The organism is Macrococcus brunensis, assembly GCF_022343725.1.
In the GTDB taxonomy this organism is placed as follows: domain Bacteria; phylum Bacillota; class Bacilli; order Staphylococcales; family Staphylococcaceae; genus Macrococcus; species Macrococcus brunensis.
The window spans coordinates 339,736-354,079 of record NZ_CP092179.1; the positions used below are offsets into that span (position 1 = coordinate 339,736).

14 protein-coding genes are annotated in these 14,344 nt (G+C 42.7%); 10 read left to right on the top strand and 4 right to left on the bottom strand.

What is annotated here, in order from left to right; translation table 11 throughout:
• Positions 1-16: 16 nt before the first annotated feature.
• The 10 genes from MGG13_RS01815 (at position 17) to MGG13_RS01860 (ending at position 11,478) form a co-directional block, all read left to right on the top strand.
• Positions 17-1,219, top strand: coding sequence for an aspartate kinase (locus MGG13_RS01815; RefSeq protein ID WP_239035163.1), 1,203 nt, complete (start codon positions 17-19; stop codon positions 1,217-1,219).
• 26 nt (positions 1,220-1,245) lie between these two features.
• A complete protein-coding gene (locus MGG13_RS01820; RefSeq protein ID WP_239035653.1) occupies positions 1,246-2,235 on the top strand; it encodes an aspartate-semialdehyde dehydrogenase in 990 nt (329 codons plus the stop codon).
• Complete coding sequence (gene dapA / locus MGG13_RS01825) at positions 2,235-3,113, top strand: 4-hydroxy-tetrahydrodipicolinate synthase (RefSeq protein WP_239035164.1); 879 nt, start codon at positions 2,235-2,237, stop codon at positions 3,111-3,113. The genes MGG13_RS01820 and dapA overlap by 1 nt, the downstream gene beginning before the upstream one ends.
• Positions 3,113-3,832, top strand: a complete 720-nt coding sequence (dapB, locus tag MGG13_RS01830; protein WP_239035165.1) for a 4-hydroxy-tetrahydrodipicolinate reductase — start codon at positions 3,113-3,115, stop codon at positions 3,830-3,832. Before dapA ends, dapB begins: the two co-directional genes overlap by 1 nt.
• Before the next feature lie 14 nt (positions 3,833-3,846).
• The gene (dapD, locus tag MGG13_RS01835) at positions 3,847-4,563 is read left to right on the top strand and encodes a 2,3,4,5-tetrahydropyridine-2,6-dicarboxylate N-acetyltransferase (protein WP_420827901.1); all 717 of its coding nucleotides are present in this window, start codon (positions 3,847-3,849) and stop codon (positions 4,561-4,563) included.
• 14 nt (positions 4,564-4,577) lie between these two features.
• Positions 4,578-5,723 carry a M20 metallopeptidase family protein gene (locus MGG13_RS01840; RefSeq protein WP_239035166.1) on the top strand — a complete coding sequence of 382 codons (1,146 nt, stop codon included), beginning with the start codon at positions 4,578-4,580 and terminating at the stop codon, positions 5,721-5,723.
• Positions 5,720-6,784, top strand: coding sequence for an alanine racemase (locus tag MGG13_RS01845; RefSeq protein WP_239035167.1), 1,065 nt, complete (start codon positions 5,720-5,722; stop codon positions 6,782-6,784). The genes MGG13_RS01840 and MGG13_RS01845 overlap by 4 nt, the downstream gene beginning before the upstream one ends.
• On the top strand, positions 6,785-8,047 hold the full coding sequence (gene lysA, locus MGG13_RS01850; RefSeq protein WP_239035168.1) for a diaminopimelate decarboxylase: 1,263 nt from the start codon (positions 6,785-6,787) through the stop codon (positions 8,045-8,047).
• 15 nt (positions 8,048-8,062) lie between these two features.
• Positions 8,063-9,238: an aminotransferase class I/II-fold pyridoxal phosphate-dependent enzyme gene (locus MGG13_RS01855; protein ID WP_239035169.1), complete on the top strand. Its 1,176-nt coding sequence runs from the start codon at positions 8,063-8,065 to the stop codon at positions 9,236-9,238.
• A 158-nt stretch (positions 9,239-9,396) separates the two neighbouring features.
• On the top strand, positions 9,397-11,478 hold the full coding sequence (locus tag MGG13_RS01860; RefSeq protein WP_239035170.1) for an ATP-dependent Clp protease ATP-binding subunit: 2,082 nt from the start codon (positions 9,397-9,399) through the stop codon (positions 11,476-11,478).
• 11 nt (positions 11,479-11,489) lie between these two features.
• On the opposite strand, the gene MGG13_RS01865 is transcribed toward MGG13_RS01860, so the two are convergent.
• The 4 genes from MGG13_RS01865 to MGG13_RS01880 all read right to left on the bottom strand — a co-directional run bounded on the left by MGG13_RS01865 (position 11,490) and on the right by MGG13_RS01880 (position 14,126).
• Positions 11,490-12,686, bottom strand: a complete 1,197-nt coding sequence (locus MGG13_RS01865; RefSeq protein WP_239035171.1) for an MFS transporter — start codon at positions 12,684-12,686, stop codon at positions 11,490-11,492.
• Positions 12,687-12,770: 84 nt separating this feature from the next.
• Positions 12,771-13,337 (bottom strand): winged helix-turn-helix domain-containing protein, encoded by a 567-nt coding sequence (locus MGG13_RS01870; RefSeq protein ID WP_239035172.1) that lies wholly within the window; start codon positions 13,335-13,337, stop codon positions 12,771-12,773.
• 79 nt (positions 13,338-13,416) lie between these two features.
• Positions 13,417-13,851: a GNAT family N-acetyltransferase gene (locus tag MGG13_RS01875; RefSeq protein WP_239035173.1), complete on the bottom strand. Its 435-nt coding sequence runs from the start codon at positions 13,849-13,851 to the stop codon at positions 13,417-13,419.
• Positions 13,848-14,126 carry a hypothetical protein gene (locus MGG13_RS01880; protein WP_239035174.1) on the bottom strand — a complete coding sequence of 93 codons (279 nt, stop codon included), beginning with the start codon at positions 14,124-14,126 and terminating at the stop codon, positions 13,848-13,850. Before MGG13_RS01880 ends, MGG13_RS01875 begins: the two co-directional genes overlap by 4 nt.
• Positions 14,127-14,344 lie beyond the last annotated feature (218 nt).

Here is a 14,344-nt window from a genome sequence, read left to right on the forward strand (position 1 = left end):
CGTGGGAGGATTTAATGTGACAAAGCGTAGTGTAATTAAGTTTGGTGGGACTTCAGTGGCGGATTTTACGAAGCTGAAGAATATTGCAGGGTATCTGAAGAAGCGGACAGAGAAGGATGAGCAGCTGGTCGTCGTTGTTTCTGCGATGGGTAAGACAACTGATGAACTGCTGCGGAATGTAGACTTATTATCATCTGCTCCGAACGAGCAGGACTTAGCACTGCTCTTGACGACAGGTGAGCAGCAGACCATTTCCTATCTGTCGATCATCTTGAAAGAGCTCGATGTCCGGACACAGGCACTGACTGGTTTTCAGGCAGGTATCAGAACAAAGGGTCACCATCTGAAAAGTAAGATACTCAATATCAATGAACAGAAATTTGCAGAGACGTTCAGCAGCAATGATGTCATAGTTGTCGCAGGTTTCCAGGGGATGAATGAACTGGGTGAAATCACAACGCTTGGACGCGGGGGCAGTGATACGACAGCGGTTGCTATTGCCTCTGCACTCGATGTTTCATGTGAAATCTACACAGATGTGGCAGGTGTTTACGGAACGGATCCTCGTATCTTCCCGGCAAAGCGACTGGATTATGTCAGCTATGAAGAGATGATGGAAATGAGCGCACTCGGAGCGGGTGTACTGGAAACTCGAAGCGTCGAGATTGCGAAGAACTATAACATTCCGATTTATTTAGGACAGACTTTATCAGATGAGAAGGGGACATGGATTATGGCACAGGAAGAGATTCTCGAGAAAAAAGCAGTCACAGGTGTAGCTCTAGATAAAGATATGGATTATGTGACGGTCAGCTATCCAATGAACGATAGTGAGCTATTAAAGAAACTATTCGAGTTACTTGAGAAGGAAGAAGTCAATATCGATATGATTTCACAGATTGTCAATATGGATGGTCTGCAGATTTCCTTTACCATGAAAGATACAGATGCGCAGCAGATCGATAAAATCTTCTCTGTATTAAAAAAGGAATATCCGTCGCTGAATTTCGCTATCCAAGAAGATTATGTCAAAGTATCAGTCATTGGTTCAGGCATGCGTGACATGTCAGGGGTCGCAAGTAAGGTCTTCATGACACTCTTGAATCACAATATCCCATTCTATCAGGTCACCACTTCGGAAATCAGCATCTCATATGTGGTTGATCAGGCGAATGGTCAGGAAGCTGTCAAACAATTATGTTCAGTCTTTGAACTGTAAATAACAGTTATTAATAGGAGGAATGGATAATGAAATTAGCAATTGTAGGTGCAACAGGACTTGTCGGCACAAAAATGATGGAAGTTGTGGAACACAGAAATATCCCTTTTGATGAACTGACATTATTCTCTTCCAGGAAATCAGCTGGCCAGCTCATCACTTTCAAAGGACAGACATATGAAGTGCAGGAGCTGACAGAAGAACGTGCAGCAGAACACTTCGATTATGTACTGATGAGTGCAGGAGGAAGCACTTCCCTCAGATTCTCACCGGTTTTTGAGCAAGCGGGTGCAGTTGTCATTGATAACTCCAGCGCTTTCCGTATGCAGGAAGATATCGACCTCATTGTTCCTGAAGTGAACCGGCCGGTACTGAACCGTGCCATCATTGCAAACCCGAACTGTTCAACGATTCAATCCGTTGTACCGCTTAAACCGCTCGCAGATCAATTCGGTTTAACACGTGTCGCTTACACGACTTACCAGGCAGTATCCGGTTCAGGTCTTGCCGGTCTGAATGATCTCCGTGAAGGTGCGAAAGGCGCGGCACCAGTAAACTATCCGCATCCGATTCATAATAATGTGCTGCCTCATATCGATGTCTTCGGGGAAGATGGATATACAAAAGAAGAAGTGAAAATGATTGAAGAGACGAAAAAAATCCTGAACTTACCGGATCTTCGCGTGACAGCGACATGTGTACGTGTTCCAGTTGAAGACAGCCATAGTGTGGCGATTAATGTCACGCTTGAAAAACCCGCAACAGTTGAAGAGCTAAGGGAAGTACTTAAGAACCAGCAAGGTGTAGTACTGATTGATGATGTAGAGAACAATCAATATCCGCTCGCTATTGACTCAACAGGGCGTGACGAAGTGTTCGTTGGCCGTATCCGCGAGGACGAGTCACTGGATAACACATTCCATATCTGGTGTACAGCTGATAACCTCTTAAAAGGGGCAGCACTGAATGCTGTACAGATTTTAGAAGTATTACTAGCAGAAAGAGGTGAAGCGTAGTGACATTATTCAGAGGCACAGCAGTTGCGATTACCACGCCTTTCAAGGAAGGTGCTGTGGACTATGAGACGTTTGAGCGCCATGTAGAATTTCTCATCGATAACGGCATGCAGTCCATTTTTGTCAACGGCACGACAGGCGAAGGTTCAACCTTGAATGAAGAAGAGAAACTTAAGCTGGTTGAACTGGCTGTCAAAGTGTCAGATGGACGTGTACCGATTATCGTCGGCACAGGGTCCAATAACACAGCGGCAACGATTGAACATTCTCTCAAAGTAAAAGAAGCGGGTGCCGATGCGATTATGCTGATCACCCCTTACTATAACAAGACCAATCAGCGCGGTTTGATTGCTCACTTCACAGCGATTGCCGATGCGGTTGAACTGCCGGTCGTGCTCTATAATGTACCTGCACGTACCAATATGACGATTGAACCCGAGACAGTGAAGACACTAGGAGAGAACAAATATATCGTTGCATTAAAAGATGCAACAGGTGATATGAATTATCTGGAGCAGGTCAAAGAGCTCGGTATGGAAGATTTTGCACTTTACAGCGGTAATGACGACTCCATCATTCCTTTCTACGAACGTGGCGGTGATGGTGTTATCTCGGTAGTAGCGAATGCTGTGCCTGCTGAATTCCAGGCGATATATGAAACGTATGCATCTGATCCTGCGGAAGCACAGCGACTTTTCGATGAAGTCAGTCCGCTTATTGATGCACTCGGCATAGATGTCAACCCGATGCCGATTAAAGCGCTCGTCACTGAACTGGGTTACGCAAACGGAGAAGTCAGATTACCGCTTGTTCCTCTTGAAGCAGCTGACAGTAAAGTGATTCATGAAGCGTACAAAGCTTATAAAGGTGAAGCGTAATGAAGATATTACTTGTCGGTTACGGTGCGATGAACGAACGGGTGGCACGGATTGCTGAAGAACGGGGACATGAAATCGCAGGAGTGATCACGTTGTCGGATAAATCATATCCTTATCCGTCATACCAGGTAGATGCAGAATGGCCGGCAGCAGATGCCATCATCGACTTCTCAAATCCGGCATTGTCACTGCCAGTGATTGAAAAAGAGCATTCTATGCCGATAGTTATGGCGACAACAGGGCGTAAAGAAGAAATCATTGCGGCACTAGAAGGAGCTAGTCAGACAAAACCCGTCTTTTTCAGCGCCAATATGAGCTACGGCGTCCATATTCTTACTGAAATCATCAAATACAGTGTACCGCTCCTGCAGAATTTCGATATTGAACTGACTGAGAAACATCATCGTAAGAAAGTAGATGCACCGAGCGGTACTCTAGTGAAACTCTATGACGCTATCAAAGAAAAACGTGCGGCAACCACGCCAGTCTATGACCGTACAAAAGAGGACACAGCGCGAACTGATGAAGAAGTTGGTATCAGTGTGGTACGTGGCGGGACGATCGTTGGCGAGCATGAAGTGCTGTTCGCCGGTCATGATGAAACGATTCAGATTATACATCGCGCTCAGAGTAAAGATATTTTTGCGTCAGGCAGCATTGATGTTGCAGAGCAGTTAGTGAACAAAGAACCAGGTTACTATACATTTGATAACTTATAAAAAGGGGAATTATTATGACATTACAATCAGCACAGGAAATTATTCAGTATATCAGCGACAGTGAAAAGAAAACACCTGTTAAGGTTTATGTGAACGGAGATTTTTCAGCGGTAACATTCCCGAAATCTTTAAAAGTATTTGGCTGTAAGTCTTCAAAAACGATTTTCGCTGACCTGAAAGACTGGAAAGCATTCTATGAAGAGAATAAACAACTTGTTACAGAAGTAGAAGTGGAATATGACCGCCGCAATTCAGCGATTCCGCTGATTGATCAGACGAAGATCAATGCACGTATTGAACCAGGTGCCTTTATCCGCGAACATGCGGAGATTCATGATGGTGCAGTCGTGATGATGGGTGCGACGATTAATATCGGTGCCGTTGTCGGTGCGGGTACAATGATCGATATGAATGCGACACTTGGCGGCCGTGCGACGACTGGTAAGAATGTCCACGTCGGTGCAGGTGCAGTGCTGGCAGGTGTTATTGAGCCGCCGAGCGCGGACCCTGTCGTCATTGAAGATGACGTACTGATTGGCGCGAATGCTGTCATTCTTGAAGGTGTACGTGTCGGCAAAGGTGCAGTCGTTGCAGCAGGTGCGATTGTCACTGAAGATGTACCGGCCGGTGCTGTTGTGGCAGGCACTCCTGCGCGCGTCATCAAACAGGCGCACGAAGTGGAAAGCTCTAAAATTGAGATTGTACAGGCATTAAGAAAACTGAACGACTAAACGAGGTGAAGGTAATGGAACATGAATATGTTAAGAAGACGAGACGCTGGCTGCATCAGCATCCGGAACTAAGCATGCAGGAGTTTGAGACGACGGCTTTTATCAAGCGTGAACTGGACGCATTAGGCATCCCCTATGATACGCCACTTGCGACAGGTGTAGTCGCTTATCTCGAAGGAACGGCAGAGCGAGCAATTGCTTTCCGCGCAGATATCGATGCACTGCCGATTCACGAGGAGAACGAAGTCGACTATCGTTCTGAAGTGGACAATATCATGCATGCCTGTGGTCATGATGGTCATACAACGATGCTGCTCGCATTTGCAGGACGTGTCAAGAAACTGTATGATGCCGGTCAGTTAGCGTCTACCATCTATTTCATCTTCCAGCCTTCAGAAGAAACAGAAGCAGGTGCCAATCAGCTGCTGAAAGCTTATACGTTCAGAAAGAAACCTTCCTATATCTTCGGTCTTCATATGATGCCGGACAATGCAGAGGGAGAAATACTATCAAAGCCTGGACCGATTACAGCGAGTGCAACAGAATATCGCTTCTTTATTAAAGGTTTGTCAGCCCACGTTGCGAATAAGGAACAAGGTCATTCAGCGGGTGAGGCACTGTCATTTGTACTGACGCAGGTCGCACAGATTCAGCAGTTCCATCTGCCGGGTCTTAGACATAATATCGTTCATATCGGTCAGTTTCATGCTGGGGAAGCCATTAACACAGTACCGTCAAATGGTTATCTTGAAGGGACTATCCGCACATATCATGCAGATGACCTGGCAGTCGTCAAAGAACAGATGATGAAGATAGCTGAAGCATGTACAACCCTGACAGGTGCTCAGGTAGAAGTGAAATTCTCTGACGGCTATCCATCCACATATAATCATGAAGAAGCCTATGCCTTTATGAAGTCAGCGAGTGAAGACACGTCGCTCCAGTTCATTGAAAAGGACGAACCTTATCTTTTCGGTGAAGACTTTGCCTTCTATGGTGATGTAGCACCAACAGCTTTTGCCTTTCTAGGCTGTCGTAATGTCGATAAGCATTTTGTCACGGGTCTCCATACTCCAACATTAAACTTTGACGAACAGGTGCTACTAGGAGGCATTGATCTCTTCAGTGCAATTTTAACAAGATTTGAGGCGGTACAATGACGGCAACCTGGACACTTGATTCTCAAGTATTCAAAGACAATATTAAGCACGTTATGCAAGGACAGCCGGTGATGGCAGTTGTTAAGAATAATGCCTATCATTATGGACTGGACTTTGCTGTAGAAGCTTTCATGTCAGCAGGCATTGATACGTTCAGTACGACGGTGCTGCACGAAGCAGTCCGCGTGCGTGAACTTGCGCCAGACGCGACTGTCTTTCTGATGAATCCGTCAACAGAATTTGACGTGCTGAAAGCAAACAGTATTCATATGACACTGCCTTCACTTGACTTCTATATGACTCACCAGAAAGACCTTGCAGGCATCAACGTTCATCTGGAATTTGAGAATCTGCTGCACCGTTCTGGTTTTAAGACATTTGACGAGATGAAGCAGGTCATTGAACTGAATCAAGAGCAGGGAGAAGAACATCAGATGAAGATTGCCGGTATCTGGACCCACTTCGGTTACGCTGATGAGTTTGAAGTCCCTGATTATGATATTGAGAAAGAGGCGTGGCTGACAGGTCTATCTGATATGCTTGAACATTATCACTTTGACTATATTCATGCGCAGAACAGTGCGAGTTTCGTCCGCGATGGTCTTTTTGATCAGCATACACACGTACGTCCTGGCATCATTCTATATGGCAGCAGACCTTATTCAAGTCTGAGCACTGATGTGACGGTTCAATCACTGACCGTCAGCGCGAATGTCATTCAGATCCGTACGCTCGAAGCGGGTGAATCTGCCGGCTACAGCTTTGCTTATACAGCAGATAAAAGGTCACGTATTGCCGTCATTGATATCGGCTACGGAGACGGCATCTTAAGAACGCGCAGTAAACATGACTGTGTCATCAATGGCAGACGTTACCCAATCCGTGCACTGATGATGAGCCACTTATTTGTCGAAGTGGACGAAGCAGTGAAGCCAGGAGACACGGTCATTCTCTACAGCAACGATATCCGGATTGATGAACATACATTTAAGGGTGTCGGCGCAAACTCAGAACAGCTCAGTGCGCTGAATCATCATTCACTGAAAAAGGAGATTATTTAAATGACATTACAATATATTAATAACGAACTGACGATGCATGGTCATAAACTGACAGACATCGCAAAAGAATATGGCACTCCTCTTTTCGTCTATGATGAAACGATGATCCGCGAGCAGTGCAGAAGATTCCACTCTGCTCTAGCGAAGTCAGGACTGAACTACACGATATCTTACGCCTCAAAAGCATTCTCAGCTATCCAGCTGTTCAATCTGATGGCTGAAGAAAATATGGGTCTCGATGTTGTCAGTGAAGGGGAACTCTATACAGCTCTTAAGTCACAGGTTGACCCGGCGCGTATTCATTTCCACGGCAATAATAAGACCGATCAGGAAATCCGTTACGCCATTGAGTCAGGTGTTGAATACTTTGTCATTGATAGTCTTGATGAGATTGAGCGCATCGACAGACTGGCGACGAAACAAGTGAAAGCGGTCCTGCGCATCAATCCAGGTGTTGAAGCTCATACACATGAGTTCATTCAGACAGGTCAGGAAGACAGTAAGTTCGGCCTCAGTATCAAGAAAGGGCTGGCACTGGAAGGCGTACGCAAAATTGAAGCGGCCGAGAATATCGACTTTATGGGTGTTCATTTCCATATCGGTTCACAGATATTTGAATCTACAGGGACAGTCGAGACCGTCAAGCTGGTCATTGAGTGGCTGAAAGAGAATGACATTGAAATTCAAGTGCTGAATATCGGTGGCGGCTTCAGTATCAAATATACGGATGAAGACGTCAGCTATCCGATTGAAGAAGGAATCCAGACAATCACCGATGCGCTGAAAACAGCTTGCGAGACCTTCGATTATCACGTGCCGGAACTGTCACTGGAGCCTGGGCGTTCTATTGTCGGTGAAGCAGGTATCACGTTATACGAAGTCGGTAATATCAAGGAAATTCCTGATACGAATTATTATGTCTCAATTGACGGCGGCATGAGTGATCATATCCGTACAGCGTTGTATAATGCGAAATACGAACTGCGCCTCGTCAACCGTGAGGAAGCACATGATAAGATGATGACAATCGCCGGTAAGCTCTGTGAATCAGGTGATATTATCCGTCGAGATATCAGGCTGCCATCTAGTATCCAGACAGGTGACCTGCTGGCGGTACTTTCTACGGGTGCTTATCACTACAGTATGAGCTCTAACTATAACCAGATGCTGAAACCTGCTGTCGTCTTCGTGTCAGAGGAAGGTGTCAGACCGGTCATCCGTCGTCAGACACTTGAGCAGCTCATTCAGAACGATATCATCTAGGAAGGTTATGATTAAATGGAACACCGATTTAATGAGCGGGTGACGGATCTGAAAATCCCGGGTACACGCCAGTTTTCAAATAAAGTAAGCGAATATGATAATGGTATCAATCTGACACTTGGCCAGTCCGGTTTCGATGCACCTGACTTTATCAGACAGGCGATGACAAAGGCGATTGATGATGGCAAGTTACGATATACGCATAATAAAGGTCTGATTGAACTCCGTAGAGCGATAGCAGACTATACGAAAAAGCGATTCAGCGTCAGTTATGATCCTGAGACAGAAATCATTGTGACAAACGGCGGATCTGAAGCTATCGATAGTGTCTTCAGAGCGATAGTGGCGCCTGGCGATGAAGTCATTATTCCGGCGCCGGCATATGCTGGATACGAACCGATTATCCATCTGCTCGGGGCGAAAGCTGTTTATGTCGATACAACTAAGACGCATTTTGTACCGACGAAAGCAGCAATTGAAGCAGCAATTACTGATCGCACGAAAGCAGTACTCTTCAACTATCCGAGCAATCCGACAGGCACAACCATGACACAGGCACAGATTGCAGAACTGGTCAGCCTGCTGAAAGACAAGGATATCCTCATCATTACAGATGAGATCTATTCTGAGAACGTTTATTCAGAGAAGCATCACTCTTTTATGGAGTTTCCTGAAGTACGTGATCAGCTCTTTGTCATCAATGGCCTCTCTAAATCGCATGCGATCACAGGTGCGCGTATCGGCTATATCTTAGCACCGCCATTTGCGACTGAGCAGGTGACGAAAGTCCATCTCTATAACACTATCTGCGCAGCAACTCCTTCACAGTACGGCGCCATTGCTGCATTGACACATCCGGAAACACCAGCCATGCTTGAAAAAATGAACAGAGCCTATATTGAAAGACGTGATTATCTCTATAAACGTCTGACAGAAATGGGACTGCCCGTCGAACTGCCGACAGGTGCGTTCTACATCTTACCGGATATTTCTGCATATAATAAAGATTCGTTCCAGTTTGCGACTGACTTACTGGAAGCGGAGCAAGTCGCAGTTGTACCTGGCGCAGCTTTTACCCCATACGGTGAAGGCCACATCCGATTGTCATTTGCCAGTACAATGGAAGAAATCGAAGAAGGCTGCGCGCGACTGGAGAGGTTTCTGAGGAACTGCATAACGAAAAGCAATTAATTGTCTCCCTTTGTGGAGACTTTTTTATTTAAATTAATAGTCAAAAAAGGTCAATAAAATGTTTGACCTTTTTTGACCTTTTTTATATAATAAGTATATCAAAGGTAATAGGAACCTTTGAAGAAACAATTACAACTGAATATTAGGAGGAATAAGTTATGAATAACTCATTTTTCAACAACGATTTTGATGCATTATTTAACAGTATGTTCAACGATATGAACCATATAAAATCTAATCCATATACGAAGAAACGTTATTATATTAATGGTCAGGAAGTGACTCCTGAGCAACTTGCAGCTCTTCAGCAGCAAGGCTACCCGTTCACAGAAGATGGGAAACAGCAATCAGCACAACAGCTGTCAGCAGATGGTATTTTAGGCAGACTCGGTCGCAATTTAACAGCAGAAGCAAGACAAGGCAAGCTTGATCCAGTTATTGGCCGTGATAAAGAAATCCAGGATACAGCCGAAGTATTAAGCCGCCGTATCAAGAACAATCCAATTCTGGTCGGTGAAGCAGGGGTCGGTAAGACAGCTATCGTCGAAGGGCTGGCACAGGAGATTGTAAAAGGAAATGTGCCTGCTTCTATAAAGGATAAGGAAATCTTCTCGCTTGATATCTCAGCACTTGAAGCAGGAACACAGTACCGCGGTGCATTCGAGGAAAACGTCCAGAAATTACTGGATGAAGTGAAATCACATGGTAACATCGTCTTATTCCTGGATGAGATTCATCAGATGATCGGTGCAGGTTCAACTGGCGGTGACTCAGGCAGTAAAGGTCTGTCAGATATCATCAAACCGGCACTCAGCCGCGGTGAAATTTCAGTCATTGGTGCGACAACTCAGGATGAATACCGCAACACCATCCTAAAAGACGCGGCGTTATCACGTCGGTTCAATGAAGTGGTGGTCAACGAGCCTTCTAGAGAAGATGCGCTTGAAATCTTAAAAGGAATTAAAGGAAACTACGAGAAACACCACAATGTTGACATTCCGGACGAAGCATTAAAAGCAGCGATTGATTTATCGGTGCAATATATCCCGCAGCGTACATTACCGGATAAAGCGATTGATTTAATGGATATCACAGCTGCTCACGTCTCTGCAGCTTATACCGCAGTAGATAAAGTGGAAGCTGAGAAAGAAATCGAAGAATTAACCAAGCAAAAAGAAGAAGCAGTACAAAAAGAAGATTACGAAAAAGCAAGCAGCATTCAATCACAGATTAAAGATCTGAACGATAAAATCGATGCTGCGCATGATAATAACAAGAATTCAGTGACAGTCGATGAAGTCGCTGCAACTATTGAACGTCTGACAGGAATTCCGGTCTCTAGGATGGATAGTGATGACCTTGAACGTCTGAAAAACATTCAGTCACGTTTGGAGGAGAAAATCATCGGTCAGGATGATGCAGTGAAAGCAGTAGCTCGCGCTATCAGACGGAACCGCGCCGGCTTTGATGAAGGTAATCGCCCGATCGGCAGCTTCTTATTCGTCGGACCGACCGGCGTCGGTAAGACAGAACTGGCGAAACAGCTTGCAGTTGACCTATTCGGTCACAAAGATTCACTCATCAGACTGGATATGAGTGAATATATGGACCAGACAGCTGTCTCTAAGATGATTGGGACAACAGCAGGTTATGTCGGCTATGATGACAACTCTAATACATTAACTGAAAAAGTCAGACGAAATCCATACTCAGTCATTCTGTTGGATGAAATCGAGAAAGCAAATCCGCAGATTCTGACACTGCTGCTGCAAGTGTTAGATGACGGTAAACTGACTGATGGTCAAGGTAATGTCGTCAACTTCAAGAACACCATCATCATTGCGACCTCCAACGCTGGATTCGGTGATGGACAGGAAGCAGACAGAGAAAGTATCTTCGACGACCTGAAGCACTTCTTCCGTCCGGAATTCCTCAACCGCTTCAATGCGATTGTTGAATTCAAGCACTTGAATAAAGAAGACTTGAAACAGATTGTTGAATTGATGCTTACGGACGTGCAGCATACACTCGATAAAAAAGAAATCACGATGAACATCACAGACGAAGCGAAAAACTGGCTCATCGACCAAGGATACGACGAAAAACTCGGCGCAAGACCACTACGCCGCGTCGTTGAACAGCACATCAGAGATATGATCACAGACTATTATCTGGATAATCCGGAAGTCAAAGAAGTGAATATTGATTTAAGAGACGACGAATTAGTTGTTAATGCATAATAAAGAACACCTCACGAAATGTGAGGTGTTTTTTGTATAGCTATGACTGGTTTCCCTCTCATTCTACGTGACAGAAAAAGTATGCCTAAGAAGAAAAAGCCTAGTGAAGTAATATATATAGAAATGTCTGGATTAAATATCCTACCGAGCCATCCACCTAATAGGGCGCCTATTGGCATAACAGCAGTACAGATGGCACTAAGGATAGTGCCCACTCTAGATAAGACTTTATTGTCGACATGGGTCTGAATGTATGTTGAAGTACCAATGTTCATAATGACAAGTGGGAGTGCAGAAAGCCCATAAAATAGCATTGAATCAAAATAGTTCTCGAATAATACAGATGAGAAAATAAATAAACCTGAAAATATAGGTGCAACTGTTATCTGTAGATTGATATCGATATTTTTAAGCTTTGGAGTGATTAAAGAACCGAATGCACCAAATATTACAGACGCAGTTAAGAAATAGCCATAAGCTAACTCTCCTCCCTTTTCAAAAGTGAAGGCGGGAAGTATAGCCTGGCTCATTGCGCCTGTAAAGTTAGCGATCATAGCAGGAATGGCTAACCATATCAGTCCGTATTGCTTAAAATAAGTTATACCTTCTAAAATTGAATGTTTATACTGCTGTTTACTGAAGGAGCCTTGTTCTGAATGCTTGTATTTTACTTTGACAAACATCAGACAGGCAAAGACAAAGGTTATGAAATTAATAATATAAATACTTTCTATTCCTAAAGACAAGATGATGAAGACACATATTGCTTTAGCGACTGAACTGATGATTAAATTGCCGGTCACTACAACACTATTGAACTTGATTAATTCATCTTCAGACATAATCATAGGTGCGAGTGCATGTTCAGCATTACCTTCGAATATTTCAAGCATACCGATAACGAAGAAGCTGAATATCAATAAAGGCAAAGGCATTAAGTTTAATAAGAAGAGAACGGTAATAGTTGCCATCAACAGCATTTGAATGATTTGTGTTCCCAGCATTAACTTTTTTCTATTGAAATGGTCGATGAGAGGTCCAGCAAATACAGATAAGACCATGGGTAGCATTAAAACAGAAGAGGCTATTCCGGTGATAAGAGGGTCTTTGGTCTTTTCAAAAACATACCACATGATAGCGATTGAATATAATGAATCACCAAAACATGAAATCAATCTACCAGTTAATAGATAATCTTTACTTCTCATATTCTCAACTCCTAAATATTTATCGTTAAAATATATTTTAACGATAAATAAAATTAAGTCAATAAAAAGAAGACTAGAGATTTCCTAGTCTTCTTGAGCATTGTCTTTATAGGCTGATAATTGAATATTGTATTGAGGCATTGATTCATCTTCAAACTCATCTTTATATTTTTGGACAACGTTTCTCATTTCCTGCATCATTTCTGTCCATTTTTGATAAGTTAGATTAATTTCCATTGTTGAGAAAGTAGAAGTATTAGGTTCTTCCATATTTTTAATTTCTTCTGGTGTTTTCCCCATATTACGTTCTATATCTTGCGCCATATTATCAAATACATTCTGTATTTTAATCATATTTAAAGCAACTAACTGTTCGAAGTTTTCAGTTATAAAGGGAAACTCAAAATTGATTGCTTCTTTTTCCAGATGAGCACTTGAATAATAATATTCGGTCATATTTTTGATCTGTTTTTCTTCAACAATTTTGAGTGCATTAACTTCCAGTAACTTTTTAATTGGATAATACAAGTTAGAAGTCTTCACGTTAAGTTCTTTAGCTAATTCTTTAGTCGTTTTAGCCTTAGTTTTAGTCAGTTCTACAATTTTTGCTGCTTTTTCGTCTATTAAAACTTTTAAGACATCATTGGCCATATACATCATCCTTTTATCGATTAAAAATATTTTAACATAAAACGATGAGTGTTTCTGCGTATAAAACTTTATTAGTAAATTATATTTCTTTAATGAAACCAGACGATTTTATGTTATACCCATTCGATTGGTAAAACTGATGAGCAATATTTCTTTCTTCTCGATTGCCGCTGTTAAGGGTTATTATGTTGCAGCCTTGCATGAGAGCGAAATTTTCTGCATCTCTTAATAGTTTACTTCCGTACCCGTGCTTTCTATAATCTGAATCTATGACAAATGCCAGAATTCTCATGTAATAACCCTCATGTTCAAAAAACATCATTTTACACATGCCGCAGAAACCAATGATTTGATGGTCGTTTTCTAGAACAAGTAGATAATAATCAGGATGTACGATTAATTGTTCCAGGCGAGTTGTGATTTTTTCAGTAGAACAAGGATAGCCAAGTTCTGCGAATAGTTTACTTAATTTATCGGCATCAGCGGCTATGTACTTTCTTGTCGATGCTCTCATTTTATCATCTCCTGCAAATCTTTCACTTCGTCAGTTTGTGTTCCTTGATGAAAAAACATCTGGTAATGACTTTGTGTTTTAACCCAGATGGACGAGCGATTACTGATGATTCCGCTTTCCTGATTTTCACTTACATAATGTAGTAGCCAATGTGTGTTGGTTAACTTTAAGATTTTAGAAGAATGGATGATAATAGGTCGGTCAGTCTGGACAGTTTGCAGTAATGCGATTGTTTCTTCTCTATTATAGATTTGACCACTTGTACCATACTCCATAAAATCAGAGTGGAGTATATGATTTAAGAAATGAAAATCTCTGCAATTTTCATATTTAAATAAAGATTTTTCTAAAGTTAATAAAGTTGTTATCATTATTTTTCACCTCTTGATAAATAGGTATTTAGTATGATTATAACGAAAGATTGCACACTAGAGAAACTGGGTATGAGACAAGTAGTTATTTACTGAAAATTTTATGATGGTTAATTGAGGAG